The organism is Pseudomonas sp. Tav-5-1A, from assembly GCF_055755055.1.
In genome coordinates, this window is record NZ_CM146901.1 from 3,128,358 (window position 1) to 3,143,331 (window position 14,974).

At 66.9% G+C, this 14,974-nt stretch carries 11 protein-coding genes; 4 read left to right on the forward strand and 7 right to left on the reverse strand.

From position 1 onward, the window contains the following. Nucleotides 1-103: 103 nt before the first annotated feature. From AC0J42_RS14280 to moaA, 6 genes are all read right to left on the reverse strand, one after another. Nucleotides 104-1,084: an ABC transporter substrate-binding protein gene (locus AC0J42_RS14280; RefSeq protein ID WP_473006655.1), complete on the reverse strand. Its 981-nt coding sequence runs from the start codon at nt 1,082-1,084 to the stop codon at nt 104-106. Then, nucleotides 1,081-3,204 carry a TonB-dependent receptor gene (locus tag AC0J42_RS14285; RefSeq protein WP_473006656.1) on the reverse strand — a complete coding sequence of 708 codons (2,124 nt, stop codon included), beginning with the start codon at nt 3,202-3,204 and terminating at the stop codon, nt 1,081-1,083. The genes AC0J42_RS14280 and AC0J42_RS14285 overlap by 4 nt, the downstream gene beginning before the upstream one ends. Before the next feature lie 26 nt (nt 3,205-3,230). Further along, nucleotides 3,231-4,001, reverse strand: coding sequence for an ABC transporter ATP-binding protein (locus AC0J42_RS14290; RefSeq protein ID WP_473006658.1), 771 nt, complete (start codon nt 3,999-4,001; stop codon nt 3,231-3,233). Next, the gene (locus tag AC0J42_RS14295; protein WP_473006659.1) at nt 3,998-5,017 is read right to left on the reverse strand and encodes a FecCD family ABC transporter permease; all 1,020 of its coding nucleotides are present in this window, start codon (nt 5,015-5,017) and stop codon (nt 3,998-4,000) included. Before AC0J42_RS14295 ends, AC0J42_RS14290 begins: the two co-directional genes overlap by 4 nt. Before the next feature lie 388 nt (nt 5,018-5,405). Beyond that, the gene (locus tag AC0J42_RS14300; RefSeq protein ID WP_473006660.1) at nt 5,406-6,302 is read right to left on the reverse strand and encodes a LysR family transcriptional regulator; all 897 of its coding nucleotides are present in this window, start codon (nt 6,300-6,302) and stop codon (nt 5,406-5,408) included. Between the two features lie 65 nt (nt 6,303-6,367). After that, a complete protein-coding gene (gene moaA / locus AC0J42_RS14305) occupies nt 6,368-7,366 on the reverse strand; it encodes a GTP 3',8-cyclase MoaA (protein ID WP_416424210.1) in 999 nt (332 codons plus the stop codon). Between the two features lie 208 nt (nt 7,367-7,574). Between moaA and AC0J42_RS14310 the strand changes: the two genes are divergently transcribed. From AC0J42_RS14310 to AC0J42_RS14325, 4 genes are all read left to right on the forward strand, one after another. Then, nucleotides 7,575-9,899, forward strand: coding sequence for an FdhF/YdeP family oxidoreductase (locus tag AC0J42_RS14310; RefSeq protein WP_473006661.1), 2,325 nt, complete (start codon nt 7,575-7,577; stop codon nt 9,897-9,899). Nucleotides 9,900-10,055: 156 nt separating this feature from the next. Next, nucleotides 10,056-10,547 (forward strand): sugar dehydrogenase complex small subunit, encoded by a 492-nt coding sequence (locus AC0J42_RS14315; protein ID WP_416424212.1) that lies wholly within the window; start codon nt 10,056-10,058, stop codon nt 10,545-10,547. Beyond that, the gene (locus AC0J42_RS14320) at nt 10,540-12,138 is read left to right on the forward strand and encodes a GMC family oxidoreductase (RefSeq protein ID WP_473006662.1); all 1,599 of its coding nucleotides are present in this window, start codon (nt 10,540-10,542) and stop codon (nt 12,136-12,138) included. The genes AC0J42_RS14315 and AC0J42_RS14320 overlap by 8 nt, the downstream gene beginning before the upstream one ends. Nucleotides 12,139-12,241: 103 nt before the next feature. After that, nucleotides 12,242-13,423 (forward strand): acetyl-CoA C-acetyltransferase, encoded by a 1,182-nt coding sequence (locus AC0J42_RS14325; RefSeq protein ID WP_473006663.1) that lies wholly within the window; start codon nt 12,242-12,244, stop codon nt 13,421-13,423. 63 nt (nt 13,424-13,486) lie between these two features. On the opposite strand, the gene AC0J42_RS14330 is transcribed toward AC0J42_RS14325, so the two are convergent. Continuing rightward, on the reverse strand, nt 13,487-14,833 hold the full coding sequence (locus AC0J42_RS14330; RefSeq protein ID WP_473006664.1) for an MFS transporter: 1,347 nt from the start codon (nt 14,831-14,833) through the stop codon (nt 13,487-13,489). Nucleotides 14,834-14,974: the final 141 nt, after the last annotated feature.

A 14,974-nucleotide genomic window follows, 5' to 3' on the forward strand; every position in this document is an offset into this window, starting at 1 on the left:
GTAGCAGCTGCCGAAGGCTGCGTCCGCATACGACACGGACCGCAGGTGCGCCGGGACGCGGCCTGCGGCCGCTGCTACAGAGGCGTACGACGCGGACCCGGGATTAGGGGCGTTGCGCGGTGAGGATGCGGGTGGCCTCAGTCGCGGTCAGGGGGTAGTCGAAGAAGCGTCGGTAGAAGGCCATGGTCTGCTGCTGCAGGTCGATATCCTGGAACCGCTCGGGGTGCAGCTGCTGCGCCGCCCACAACAATTGCAGGCCCACTTCGGTGCCGTAGCGGTCCCAGGGGAACACCCCGGCCGGGTTGCGCAGCACTTTCGCGCTGTGCAGCTGTGCCAGCAACGGCACCTGGCTGATGTCGCCAGCGTCCGCCGCCAGCACGATCACGTCCGGGTGCCAGGCCAGCACCTGCTCGGCGTTCACCACCTGCAGGTTGCCGTGCAGCCCGGTGGCGGCGTTGCGGCCGCCGGCCAGGTTGATCCAGGTGTCGATCAGGGTGCCATCGCCGTCGACCTTCAACGGCTTCAGCGAGGCGATGTGCAGCACCCGTGGCCGCTGCGCGTCGCTCAGGCCGGCGCTGCGCTGGCGCACCAGCGCCACCTGCCGGTCGAGCCAGGCGTTGTAGTCACGGGCCCGCTGGCGCGCGGTGTCGGTGCCCAGGGCCTGGGCGGTGACGTCGAGGCTGTGTTCCAGCCCCGGCAGGTCGTTGAAGCCCATGTGCACCACCGCGATGCCGGCCTGCTGGTAGGCCAGGGCCTGGCGGTCGCCGGTGCTGGTGAACACCAGGTCGACCTTGTCGGCCAGCAGGCTTTCGACGTTGAACGCCGTGCCCGTGACGATCTGCGCCTGGTTCAGCGCTGGCTGCACCTTGAACATCCATGGCTGGCGGTCGGGGTGGTTGACCGTGGCGACGATGCGCTCGCCCGCGCCCAGGGTCAGCATCAGCGCGTGGTGGGCGAACCAGCCATCGGCGATGCGCCGGGGCTGGGCCGGCACCTCGACGCGCTGGCCGCTGTCGTCGATCACTGTGCCGGCCACCGCGGCGCCGCTGAGCAGCGCCAGGGCCAGGGCCGCCAGGCGCCTCACAGGTCCACCTGGATCGACGCCTGCAGCATGCGCGGCGCGCCCAGGCTGGCGCTGGCGTTGCCGGCGGCGCTGTAGCCGTTGAGGCCGCCGGGGACGATGTTGGTCCAGTAGCGCTCGTTGGTCAGGTTGGTGACCTCCAGGCGGTACACGGTGTTGCGCTGCATCAGGCGCGTGGTGAAGCTGGCGCCGAGGTCGAAGGTCTCGTAGCTGCTGACCCAGTGGGTGTCGGTGTTGTCGGTGGGGCGCGCGCCGACATAACGGGCGTTGAGGTTCAGCGCCAGGCCGTTGACCTGCGGCACCTGATATTCGGTCAACAGGCTGGCGGTGTAGCGCGACAGGCCGACGATGCGCGTGTCGTCGGTGCTGGCGCTACCGGTGTCGAGCAGCTTGGGGTCCAGCCAGGTGATGCCGCCGAACATCCGCACGTTGCTGCTGACCTTGCCGTCAGCCATGAACTCCAGGCCGCGGTTGCGCTGCTCGCCGGCCACCGCGTAGGTGCCGTTGCTCTGGGTGAAGGCGTACGGCCGCTTGATCTGGAACGCCGCCAGCGACAGGTTGACGCCGCCCACGGCCAGCTTGCCGCCGATTTCCCACTGCTTGCTGCGGTACGGCGCCAGGATGGTGTTGGCGTTGCTGGTGCCGCTTGGCGCGGTGTCGCCCTGCTGCAGGCTGTCGGCGTAAGTGACGTACAGGGTCAGGTTGTCGACCGGCTTGTACATCAGGCTGCTGGCGCCGCTCAGGCCGTGGTCGTTGGAGCCGCTGGTGGTGGCGCCGGCCAGGCTGTAGTTGTGCACCGACATCTGGCTCTGGCTGCCGGTGAGCATCAGGCTCCACTGCGGCGTGAAGGTCAGGGTGTCGCCGAAGATCAGCGATTGTTGGGTGGCGGTGGCCGAGTGATAGCGGTCGGTGAAGTCGGGGTAGTTGGGCTCGGCGAAGTTCTGCGGGTCGCCGAGGCTGGCGGTGCCCAGGGTGGTGGTGGCGCCGTTGACCGGGTTGAAGTTCTTCCAGTCGAAGCCGCTCAGGCCGAAGGTCAGGTCATGGCGCACCGAGCCGGTCCACTCGCTGCCGTTGAGGTTGGCCAGGTAGCTGTTGATGGTGAAGCGGCTGGCCGTGGCGGTGGCGACGGTGGAGGTGTAGGTGTTGCCGGTGGCGGCCAGGGTGTTGGTGACGGCCGTGGACTCGCGGTCGGCGATCTGCCGCAGCAGGCCCACGTCCAGCTTCCAGTTGCCGTTGAAGTCGTGCTTGAAGTGCACGCTGGCGGTGTCGGTGGTGTCGTTGTCGCCGGCGTAGTTCTGGCCCAGGTTGCTCTTGGTCGGGTCCATGGCATGGGGGAAGCTGGCGCCGGAGGCCAGCGCGAACTTGCCCGGCAGGCCCTTGGCCAGGTAGTTGTAGTGGCTGAAGTTGGTCTCGATGACGTCGTTGTCGCTCAGCTGGAAGTCCAGCGCCAGGCTCACCAGCTGGCGGCGCAGGGTGCTGCCCGGGGCGTAGCTGTGGCCCTGTTCGTCGAGCAGGTTGAGGCGGTACTTGATCTTGCCGTCCGGGTCGAACGGGCCGCTGAGGTCGGCGGCTTTCAGCCAGCTCAGGCCGGTGCCCACGCCCACGGTCACGCGGTTCAGGCGCTCGTCGGTGGGCCGCTTGGAAATGAAGTTGAAGGTGCCGGCAGGGTTGGCCGGGCCGTACAGCGAGCCGGCCAGGCCGTTGAGCACCTGCACGTTGTCGAACTGCTCGGCGGGGTAGTCGGTGGTCGACACCACGTTGAGGCCGTCCAGGCGCGTGTTCTGCACCACGCTGCCCTGCAGGCCGCGGCTTTGCGGGCGGGCGCCGTCACCTTGCACCGAGGGCAGGTAGCGCAGGATGTCCTTGACGCTTTTCAGCTGCTGGTCCTGGATCAGGTCGTGGGGCACCACGTTCAGCGAGTAGGGCGTGTCCAGCAGCCGGCGCTCGCCCAGCGGGCCGAGGTTGGCGCTTTTCTCCCGGGCGGCGCGAGCGTCCTGCTCGGCCTGGGTGTCCTGGACACCGTTGACCGTGACGGCGCCCAGCTGCACGGGCGCGCTGTCGGCGGCGTGGGCCAGGTTGACGGCTGCGGCCAGCAGCAGCGGGGCATAGGGGAGGTGCTTCATGCAGGACTCTCTCTGAAAGGGGCGGCTTACAAGGGGGCAAAAAAACGATGGCGGTCGCTGTCGATCTGGCGCACGGGCACGCCGTACAGGCGCTGCATCAAGGCGGCGTCGATGACGTCATGGGGCGTGCCGTCGGCGATCAGGCGCTGCTGGTGCAGCACCCAGGCGCGGTTGGCGCCGGCCAGCGCCTGTTCGGGGCGGTGGCTGGTGGTCAGGATGGCCAGGCCGCTGGCGGCCAGTTGCTGCAGGCGTTCGAGCAGGCGCAGCTGGTGGCCGAAATCCAGGCCGGTGACGGGTTCGTCCAGCAGGATCATTCGCGCCTGTTGCACCAGCGCGCGGGCGATCAGCACCAACTGGCGCTCGCCGCCGGACAGCTCGGTGTAGGTGCGTTCGGCCAGTGCTTCGATGCCCAGCTCGTGCAGGGCGCGGGCCACGGCGTCGTGATCGGTGCTGCTCGGCGCGCGGCCCAGCCCGGTGATCGGCAGGCGGCCTTGGGTAATGATCTGGCGCACGCTGTAGGGGAAGCTCGGCACGTGGGTCTGCGGCACGTAGGCCAGCAGCTGGGCGATGCTGCGGCGGTCCAGCGCGGTCAGCGGCTGGCCGTTGACCAGCACGCGGCCGGCGCTGGGCTTGAGCAGCCCCAGCAGCAGCTTCAGCAGCGTACTCTTGCCCGCGCCATTGGCGCCCAGCAGCGCGATGCAATCGCCCGCCTGCACGCTGAGGTTGACGTCTTCGAACAGCCAGCGCTCGCCGATGCGGTAGCCCAGCCCCTCGGCCTGCAGCAGCGGCGCGCTCACAGCCAGCCCCGGCGCACGCGGCGCAGCACCAGCACGAAAGCGACTGCACCGAGCAGTTCGGTAATGATGCCCAGCGGAATCTCGCCGGCGCCCAGGCTGCGCGCCAGGGCATCGGCGGCCAGCAGGAAGCAGGCGCCCAGCCCGGCGCTGACCGGCAGCAGCCGCGCGTTGCCCGGGCCCACCAGCAGGCGCGCCAGGTGCGGCACCAGCAGGCCCACCCAGCCGACCATGCCGGCGATGCTCACGGTGAGCGCGCTGATCAGCGTGGCCAGGATAATCACCCCGTAGCGAATGCGCTTGACCGGCACGCCCAGGCTCAGCGCCTCGTCATCGCTCAGCGACAGCGCATCGATGGCGCGCCCCAGCAGGCACAGCACGCCGATGGCCAGCAGCAACAGCGGCGCAGTCAGCTTCAGGGCCTGTTGGTCCACGGCGCTGAGGCTGCCCAGCAGCCAGTAGACGATGGTGGGCAGCTGGTTGAGCGGGTCGGCCAGGTATTGGGTGATCGACAGCAGCGAGGTGAACAGTGCATTGGCGACGATGCCGCCCAGCACCAGCATCAGGATCGAGCTCATGCCGAACAGGTTGGCGATGGTCACGCCCAGGGCCACCGCCGCCAGCCCGGTCAGGCACGCCAGCAGCGGAATCCACACGCCGTGCAGGTTGGCGACAATGCCCACGGCGGCGCCGAACGCGCAGCCGCTCAACACCCCCAGCAGCCCGGGCGACACCAGCGGGTTGCGAAACACCGCCTGGTAGGCCGCCCCCGACACCGACAGCCCGGCGCCCACCAGCACCGCGGCGATGATGCGCGGCAGGCGGCTGTCGATCACCAGGCTGTGCAGCAGGGCGTATTGGTCGGCGGGCAGCGTGGTCAGCCCCAGCCAGGCTGCAATGAAATCCAGCAGTTGCGACAGGGGCAGCGGGTAGCGGCCGATGGTCAGGGCCACCAGGCTGGCGAGGGTCACGGCGATCAGGCTGAAAGCTGCGGGGTAGAGCGGGGCGGCGCGTGACATCAGGGGGATTCGATTGCTGGCGGTGTATCAAAAAGTATATAGCGATGGCCAGCATTGAACCAGAACGTACATAACGCCCAGCATGAATAAAATTTCACCTGGCGGTAGGGGGAATGTGGGGGGCGTAAAAAAGGGCCATTACCACCAGGGGGGAGCAGGGATAATGGCCCAATAGGGGCGTCGAGCAGTTGGCAATCTCGACGCCGAGCAATGTATCAGCGGGTCTGTTTGTTAGCTACCTATCAAAAAGAAAGGGTGTATTCCTGTTCGCGCAACAATGCGCAAAGGTCCCCGCGTCCCGCGTAGCAGCTGCCGCCAGGCGGCGTCCAGCCACGACGCGGTACTCCAGGGATAAGCGGTGCGTTCGGACGCGGCCTTCGGGCCGCTGCTACGGGGATGGGTTAGGGGTGAGGAACTGGCGGGCCTGGGCGAAGCATTTTTCGGCGATGGCCGAGCGCGGCTCGGTGCGGCGCATGATCAGGCCCAGCGGCGCCAGTACTTCGGCGTCGGGCAGCTCCAGCACGCCGATGTGTTCGCTCAGGCCCTCGAAGCCGCCGTCCAGGGGCATGACTGCGCAGCAGAAGCCGGCCTGCAGCGCCTGGATCAGCTGGAAGGTGGAGTCGCTTTCCAGCACCGGGCGCGGGCTGAGGCCGCGGCTGCGGAAGCTCAGGTCCACGGATTTGCGGAAGTGCATGCCGTTGAGGATCATCCCCAGCGGCAGTTCGGCGGCGTCTTCCCAGCTGATGTGCGCGCTGGCGAAGTTGAAATAGCGCTTGTCGTAGAGCACGCCGATGCGGGTCGAGGACAGTTCGAAGTACTCGAAGTGGCTGGCGTTGACCTGGTCCAGGTAGCAGATGCCCAGGTCGATGTGGTTGTTGGCCAGGCCGGCGACGATGTCGTCGCTGGTCAGCGTGGAGACGCTGAAGCCCAGTTCGGGAAACTCCTTGGCCAGCGCCTGGATGAACTGCGTGGTGTTGAAGCTGCTCAGCGGCACCACGCCCAGGCGCAGGTCGCCGATCAACTGCCCGCGGCAGGCCGCCGCTTCTGCGTACAGCCCGTCGTGGGCGGCGATCAGCGTGCGCGCCCAGGCCAGCACGCGCTCGCCGGCCGGGGTGAAGCCCTCGAAGCGCTGGCCACGGTTGACCAGCACGATGTTCAGTTCGTCTTCCAGGTTGCGCAGGCGCATGGACAGGGTCGGCTGGGTGATGTTGCAGCGCGCGGCGGCCTGGCCGAAGTGCCGGGTCTGGTCCAGGGCAATGAGGAACTTGAGCTGTTTGATATCCAAGGCAACACCGGGGCTGGGCAGGGGGAGCAGGTTCGATGATAGCGGTTACAGGCGCGCCGTGGGTGCTAACCGCCGGTCATGTTCATGAACCGCACCACCTGCACGTCGTCGTTGAGCTGGAAGTCATGCCGCCACGGCTTGAGCTTCATGGCCTCGACAATCGCCTGTTCGACCTTATGCGGCTGGCCCGGGTTGGCGCGCAGCACGGCCTTGAGGTCCATGCCGTGCTCGTTGCCCAGGCACAGCAACAGGCGCCCTTCGACGGTGACGCGCACGCGGTTGCAGGTGGCGCAGAAGTTGTGGCTGTGGGGCGAGATGAAGCCGATGCGGATGTGCGGTGCCTCGGCCAGCCGCCAGTAGCGCGATGGCCCCTGGGTGGATTCGGCGGAGTCGATCAGGGTGTAGCGCTGGGCGATCACCTCGCGCACCTGGGCACTGGAGAAGAACGCCTCGGCGCGGCTGTGCTCGCTGATCGTGCCCAACGGCATCTCTTCAATAAAGGAAATGTCCACGCCGCGGTCGATGGCGAACGCCACCAGGTCGTTGATCTCGTGGTCGTTGCGGCCCTTCATCACCACGCAGTTGAGCTTGGTGTGGGTGAAGCCGGCGGCGTTGGCGGCATCGACGCCGTCTATCACCGCCTGCAGGTCGCCGGTGCGGGTCAGTTCCTTGAAGCGCGCCGGGTCCAGGCTGTCGAGGCTGATGTTCAGGCGCTTGACGCCCGCCGCCTTGAGCGGCTGGGCCAGGCGCGCCAGCTGCGAGCCGTTGGTGGTCAGGCACAATTCGCGCAGGCCGGGCAGGGCGCTGATGCGCTGGCACAGTTCGACGATACCCTTGCGCACCAGCGGTTCGCCGCCGGTAAGGCGGATTTTGCGGGTGCCCAGGGCGACGAAGCGCTCGGCCAGCTCGCCGATCTCTTCCAGGCTGAGAATGCGCTGGCGCGGCAGAAAGGTCATGTCCTCGGCCATGCAGTACACGCAGCGGAAATCGCAGCGGTCGGTCACCGACAGGCGCACGTAGTCCACGCGCCGGGCGAAACCGTCTACCAGGGTCCGATCAGACATGCATACCTCGTTGAACAGCTCATTCGTGCGTCCAGAATAAGGGTGTGGTGGGGGCAGGTCTAATTACTTCGAGTGAAGACATGATCAATGGCGTCTATCACGGTGTGATAGATGGCGTCGATCACGCGTTCACTAATAGCAATTGGACAGCTGGCAGGGCCGGGAATAGCCTGAGATTCTGAATTCACTGCCGAAAACGGAGCGCCCCATGTCCACGCACGAACGCTATAAACCCTACAAAGGTGCCGCAGCTGGTTGGGGCGCTTTAGTAGCGGTGACGCGCAGTTGGCTGGGCAGCAAGAAGGCGCTCACTAACATTCGCGCCATGCTCAAGACCAACCAGAACGGCGGTTTCGACTGCCCGGGCTGCGCCTGGGGCGAGTCGCCGGAAAACGGCATGGTCAAGTTCTGCGAGAACGGCGCCAAGGCCGTCAACTGGGAAGCCACCGGGCGCCTGGTGAACCCGGCGTTCTTCAACAAATACACGGTAACGGCGCTGGCCTCGCAAAGTGACTACTGGCTGGAGTACCAGGGCCGCCTGACCCACCCGGTGCGCTACGACGCCGCCAGCGACAAATACGTGGAAACCAGCTGGGAAGACGCCTACGCGCTGATCGCCAGGCACCTGAAGGCCCTGCCGTCGCCGGACATGGCCGAGTTCTACACCTCGGGCCGCGCCAGCAACGAGGCCGCCTTCCTGTACCAGCTGTTCGTGCGGGCCTATGGCACCAACAACTTCCCCGACTGCTCGAACATGTGCCACGAAGCCAGCGGCGTGAGCATGAAAGAGACCCTGGGCGTGGGCAAGGGCACCGTGGTGTTCCACGACCTGGAGCACGCCGACGCCATCTTCGTCATCGGCCAGAACCCCGGCACCAACCACCCGCGCATGCTCGAGCCGCTGCGTGAAGCGGTGGAGCGTGGCGCCCAGGTGATTTGCATCAACCCGCTCAAGGAGCGCGGCCTGGAACGCTTCCAGCACCCACAGCACCCGCTGGAAATGCTCGGCAACGGCTCCAAGCCCACCAGTTCGGCCTACTTCCGCCCCGCGCTGGGCGGCGACATGGCGTTGTTCCGCGGCATGGCCAAGTTCCTGCTGCAATGGGAGCGCGAGGCCCAGGCCAATGGCGAACCCGCGGTGTTCGACCACGCCTTCATTGCCGAGCACACCACCGGCATGGACGCCTACCTGGCTGAAGTGGACGCCACTACCTGGGCGCACATTGTCGAGCAGTCGGGCCTGCCGTTGGCGGATATCGAACTGGCCGCCAGCATGTACCGCAAGGCCGAGCGCGTGATCATGTGCTGGGCCATGGGCCTCACCCAACACAAGCACTCGGTGCCGACCATCCAGGAAGTCATCAACGTGCAACTGCTGCGCGGCAACGTCGGCCGCCCGGGCGCCGGCCTGTCGCCGGTGCGTGGCCACAGTAACGTGCAGGGCGACCGCACCATGGGCATCGACGAAAAGCCGTCGAAAGCCCTGCTGGACGCCATCGAAAAGCGCTTCAACTTCACCGTGCCGCGCGAAGTGGGGCACAACGCCGTGCAGGCCATCGGCGCCATGGAACGTGGCGAAGCCAAGGTGTTCATCGGCCTGGGCGGCAACTTCGCCCAAGCCACGCCGGACACCCCGCGCACCCACGAAGCCCTGCGCAAATGCGACCTGACGGTGCATATCGCCACCAAGCTCAACCGCAGCCACCTGGTCACCGGCAAGGACGCGCTGATTCTGCCGTGCCTGGGCCGTACCGAGATCGACGTGCAGGTCAATGGCCCGCAGGGCATCACCGTGGAAGATACCTTCAGCATGGTGCACATCTCCCACGGCCAGCTGAAGCCGCGCTCGCCGGCGCTGCGCTCGGAGCCTGCGATCATTGCCGGCATCGCCGCCGCCACCCTGGGCAACCACCCGGTGGACTGGCACTGGCTGGTGGGCGACTACAGCCGCATCCGCGACCTGATCGCCGACACCCTGCCGGGCTTCACCGACTTCAACAAGCGCCTGGAGCACCCGGGCGGCTTCCACCTGGGCAACACCGCTGCCCAGCGCGTGTGGAAAACCGCCAGCGGCAAGGCGCAGTTCACCGCCAGCCTGCTGCCCGACGACCTGGTCAACGCCGGCGTGCGCAAGATGAACGTCGCGCCGGACCTGATCCTGCAGACCATGCGCTCCCACGACCAGTACAACACCACCCTGTACGGCCTCGACGACCGCTACCGCGGTGTGTACGGCATGCGTGACGTGGTGTTCGTCAACGAGGCGGACATTCGCAAGCTGGGTATGGCGCCGGGCGACAAGGTCGACCTGGTGGCGCTGTGGGATGACAACCGCGAGCGTCGGGTCAAGGGCTTCACCCTGATCGCCTACGACATCCCCGAAGGCCAGGCCGCTGCCTATTACCCGGAGACCAACCCGTTGGTGCCGCTGGAAAGCTACGGCGACCGCACCTTCACTCCGACCTCGAAGTTCATCGCCATCAAGGTCGAAAAGGCTGCCGCCAGCACCCTGATCGCCGCCGCCGTCGCATAAACCCTGTGGGAGCTGGCTTGCCAGCGAGTTTTTGAGGCCCAAAAGCTCGCTGGCAAGCCAGCTCCCACAAAAATTCAGCGATGGCGTTTATTGCGCATCCCGTGAATTTCTCCGGCTCGCCGTGTTCCAACAGCGATGCCCCGGAGAATGGATGCCATGAACCCCACCCGCCGAACCCTGCTGACGGCCATGCTGGGCGCCTGGACGGCCTCGCACATCGGCTTTGCCCTGGCTGAACCGGTCGACAGCCCGGCCCAGGCCGATTTCCTCGCCCTGTCGGCGCTGATCGCCGGCCAGCAGGCCCTGGACGCCAGCCTGGCCGCCGCCCTGTACCGGGCCTTGTGCGACCTGCACCCTGATTTTCCCCAGCAGGCCCGCCAACTGCTGAGCCTGATCGAAGCGCGGCGCATCAGCCCCGAGACCCTGCAGCACACCCTCGACAGCGAACAATCGCCGCTGGCCAAAGTGCCCCGGGCCATCGCCCGCGCCTGGTTCATGGGCATCGTCGGCAGCGGCGCCCAGGCGCGCTGCGTGGCCTACGAACAAGCGCTGAACGCGCAAATGGTCAGCGACGTGCTGCAGCCGCCCAGCTTTGCCTTGGGTGGCTACGGCAGCTGGACGCAAAAGCCGGTGGCGGGCAATGCCTGAGGCCCTGAGCGCCGACGTGGTGGTGATCGGCAGCGGCATTGTCGGCGCCACCGCGGCCAGGCGCCTGGCAGAGTGCGGCCTGTCGGTGCTGATCCTGGAGGCGGGCGGGCCCATCGACCACGCCCAGGTGGTGGCCGCGTTTCGCGCCGCGCCGCGCAAGCACGACTGGCTGGCGCCGTACCCGTACCACGACTGGGCGCCGCACCCTATCTACCAGCCCGAGCCCAACGGCTACCTCGACCAGGCCGGCCCGTACCCCTACGACACCCAGTACATCCGCGGCGTAGGCGGCACCAGCTGGCACTGGGCGGCCCAGGCCTGGCGCCTGCTGCCCAACGATTTTCGCCTGAAGAGCCTGTACGACGTGGGCGTCGACTGGCCGCTGGCCTACGCCGACCTGGAGCCGTTCTACCAACAGGCCGAGGTGCTGATGGGCGTATCCGGCGCCGCCAACACCGGCTCGCCCCGCAGCCAGCCGCTGCCCATGGCGCCGGTGGCCGAGCCCTACGCCATGGCGCGCATTCGCGAGCGCCTGGCGCCGGCCTACAGCGTGGTGGGCAACACGGCGGCGCGCAACAGCCAGGTCTACGATGGCCGGCCGCCGTGCTGCGCCAGCAACAGCTGCCAGCCCATTTGCCCGATCAACGCCCAGTACCACGGTGGCATTGCCATCCAGCAGGCCCTGGCGGCGGGCGTGCGCCTGCAGATCAAGGCGGTGGTCTACCGCCTGGAGCACGACGCCCAGGGGCGCATCGTCGCCGCTCATTACTATGACCCGGACAAACAGAGCCATCGGGTCACCGGGCAGACCTTCATCGTCGCCGCCAACGGCATCGAAAGCCCCAAGCTGCTGCTGATGTCGGCCAGCGACCGCTACCCCCACGGCCTGGCCAACGGTTCGGGGCAGGTGGGCCGCAACCTCATGGACCATCCCAGCACCTCGCTCAGTTTCGACGCCGACGAGGAACTATGGCTGGGCCGCGGCCCGCAAAGCCCCAGTTCGATCAACACCCTGCGCGACGGCGATTTCCGCCGCCATCGCGCCGCCTACCGGTTGGATTTCACCAACGTCTCGCGGGTCGACACGGCCAGCGAGGCGCTGCTCAAGGCTGGGGTCTATGGCGTAGCGTTCAAGACCCAGTTGCGCCACCGCGCCGCCTTCGAAATGAGCGTGAAGGACGTGCTGGAGCTGCTGCCCCACCCCGACAACCGCGTCACCCTCAGCGACCGCCGCGACAAACTGGGCCTGCCCACGCCACGCCTGCACTACGCAATAGACGACTACACCCGGCGCGGCGCCGATGCTTCGCGCCAGGACTTCCTGCGCATCGCCCAGCTAATGGGCGGCACCCACCTGCGCCACAGCGCCGATGGCAAGTTCTCCAACAACCAGCACATCACCGGTACCCTGGGCATGGGCCACGACCCACGCACCTCGGTGTGCGACGCCTTCGGCCGTTGCCATGAGCATGACAACCTCTACCTGTGCGGCACCGGGGTGATGCCGACCTCGGCCACGGTCAACTCGACGCTGACGGCGGTGGCCCTGGCGCTGCGCAGCGCGCAGGCGATCATTGATAAGCAAAGCTGATGAACTGCTTTGAAAAACAAAATTATCAAAATAATCTAATGGCGTGACAATCCACCGATGCCCGTATCGTATCGAATCGTCCAATAACAACGAGGTTCACACCATGCAAGACGTCGTCATCGTCGCCGCCACCCGCACCGCGGTCGGCAGTTTCCAGGGCTCGCTGGCCACCATTCCCGCCGTCGACCTGGGCGCCGCGGTGATCCGCCAACTGCTGGCCCAGACCGGCCTCGACGGCAGCCTGGTGGACGAAGTTATCCTTGGCCAGGTGCTCACCGCCGGTGCCGGCCAGAACCCTGCGCGCCAGGCCGCCATCAAGGCCGGCCTGCCAGTGGCCGTGCCGGCCATGACCCTGAACAAGGTCTGTGGCTCGGGCCTCAAGACCCTGCACCTGGCGGCCCAGGCCATCCGCTGCGGCGACGCCGATGTAATCATCGCCGGCGGCCAGGAGAACATGAGTCTCGCCAACTACGTGCTGCCCGGCGCCCGCACCGGCCTGCGCATGGGCCACGCGAGCATGGTCGACAGCATGATCAGCGACGGCCTGTGGGACGCGTTCAACGACTACCACATGGGCATCACCGCCGAGAACCTGGTGGACAAGTACGGCATCAGCCGCGAAGCCCAGGACGCCTTCGCCGCGCAGTCCCAGGCCAAGGCTGCAGCCGCCATCGAAGGCGGGCGCTTTGTCGCCGAGATCACCCCCATTCTGATTCCGCAGCGCAAGGGCGACCCCATCGCCTTCGCCACCGACGAGCAGCCACGCGCCGGCACCACGGCCGACAGCCTGGCCAAGCTCAAGCCGGCGTTCAAGAAGGACGGTACGGTCACGGCCGGCAACGCCTCGTCGCTGAACGACGGCGCGGCCGCCGTGTTGCTGATGAGCGCCGCCAAGGCCCAGGAACTGCACCTGCCGGTGCTGGCCCGCGTCGCCGCCTACGCCAACGCTGGCGTCGACCCGGCCATCATGGGCATCGGCCCGGTCAGCGCCACACGCCGTTGCCTGCAGAAAGCCGGCTGGACCCTCGACCAACTGGACCTGATCGAAGCCAACGAAGCCTTCGCCGCGCAGGCGCTGTCGGTGGGGCAGGAGTTGGGCTGGGACGCCGACAAGGTCAACGTCAACGGTGGCGCCATCGCCCTGGGCCACCCCATTGGCGCGTCGGGCTGCCGCGTGCTGGTGACTCTGCTGCATGAAATGATCAAGCGCGATGCGCGCAAGGGGTTGGCGACCTTGTGCATCGGCGGCGGGCAGGGTGTGGCGTTGGCGTTGGAACGGGTGTAACGCCCGGACGCGGCCTGCGGCCGCTGCTGTAGCAGCTGCCGCAGGCCGCGTCACCAGCGCCGCTTACTCAGCCCGCGTCGCATGAGCCCAGCGGTAATCCAACCGCGGCACCCGCACCTTGATTCGGCGCGTGGCCTGGGTCAGCACCGGCTCATGCACCGGTTCCGGGTCACGCAGGAACACCATCATCACCGCGCTCAGCGCATACAACCCCGAAAACGCCCACACCACGCCTTCCAGCCCGTAACGGTCGCTGAAAATCGCCACCACCGCAGGGCCCACCCACGTGGAGGCACCCGCACCCAGGCTCAGCACTGACAACGCCGCCGCCTTGTTTTGCGGCGCCAGGGCCGGTGCCAGCGCCGACAGCGGCACGAAGCACGCCAGCGTCAGCCCGTAGAACGCGCCGAACACCGAGGCCAGCAGGAAGTTGTGCGGGAACGCCTGGGGCATGAAGAAGAACAGCGGCGTGCTGATGGTGCTGCCCACTGCGCCCAGCCAGAGGATGGTGTTGCGGTAGCCGATGCGCGTGCTGACGATGCTCGAGCCCATGTTGCCGATGATGTTGAACACGAACACGATGGTCAGCAGGCGCAGCCATTGCTCCAGGGTGAAGCCCACGGTGTGCATGAAGAAACCGGGGAGCACCACCAGGAAGCCGAACATCGACGCGGTGTTGATCACCCGCACCAACCCGGCCAGGGTCACCTTGGGCTGGGTCCACATGATGGTGATGTTCTTCGCCATCGACACCAGCGGTTTCTCGCCTTCGGGCGCCAGGCGTTGCAGGCCGTGGCTTTCACGCATGCCCACCAGGCCGATGATGCCGCCGATGACTACCAGGCCGAACGACAGCCAGAACGTCTGCAGGGCGCCGATGATGGGGATGCTGATGCTCGCCACCAGCGAGCCCAGGGTTGGCAGGCCCGCCGCGTAGGCCACCCAGAACCAGCCTACCGCCAGGCCCATCTTGCGTGACGGCGTGGCGGCGGCGATCCACACCAGGAAGCCGTAGGCGAACAACGGGTAGCCGAAGCCGCGCAGGCCGTAGGTGAGCAGGATCATCGGGTAGCTGAGCTTCTGCAGGCCGTAGACCAGGAACAGCGCCTCGAAGACGCTCCAGATGATCAGCCCGAGGGTCATCACCCGTTTCGGGCCCCAGAGGTTGGACAGCGCGCCGGCCAGCCAGGAGGAAATGCCGACCGTGATCCCGTACAGGGTGAAGACCATGGCGATCTGGTGTTCAGGCAGGCCGCGTTGGCCGAGGAAGGGCGAGAGGTAACCGAGTTCGACGCCGTCGCCGATCATGAAGATCAACAGGCCGACGAAGCCCCAGAACAGCGGGTAGGGAATGCCGATTTTGGCGCATAGGCGGGCGAGGGGAGAGTGCGGAGTGGATTGATCGCTCAATGTTCCGTTTCCTTGTGTGCAGCAGGTGCTTGGGCGCACCAATGAATGGCCTCGAGGAGGTTGAAGGGCAGGCTCAGGTGAGCGGTCATAAAACGACGGAAAACGACAGTGATGCGGGCGTGGTTTCTGGCTTTTATCGGG

Excerpts from the sequence above, each read along its gene's own strand:
- AC0J42_RS14285 (WP_473006656.1), bottom strand. The coding sequence starts at position 3,204 with ATGAAGCACCTCCCCTATGCCCCGCTGCTGCTGGCCGCAGCCGTCAAC.
- AC0J42_RS14295 (WP_473006659.1), bottom strand. The coding sequence starts at position 5,017 with ATGTCACGCGCCGCCCCGCTCTACCCCGCAGCTTTCAGCCTGATCGCC.
- moaA (WP_416424210.1), bottom strand. The coding sequence starts at position 7,366 with ATGTCTGATCGGACCCTGGTAGACGGTTTCGCCCGGCGCGTGGACTAC.
- AC0J42_RS14310 (WP_473006661.1), top strand. The coding sequence starts at position 7,575 with ATGTCCACGCACGAACGCTATAAACCCTACAAAGGTGCCGCAGCTGGT.
- AC0J42_RS14315 (WP_416424212.1), top strand. The coding sequence starts at position 10,056 with ATGAACCCCACCCGCCGAACCCTGCTGACGGCCATGCTGGGCGCCTGG.
- AC0J42_RS14320 (WP_473006662.1), top strand. The coding sequence starts at position 10,540 with ATGCCTGAGGCCCTGAGCGCCGACGTGGTGGTGATCGGCAGCGGCATT.
- AC0J42_RS14325 (WP_473006663.1), top strand. The coding sequence starts at position 12,242 with ATGCAAGACGTCGTCATCGTCGCCGCCACCCGCACCGCGGTCGGCAGT.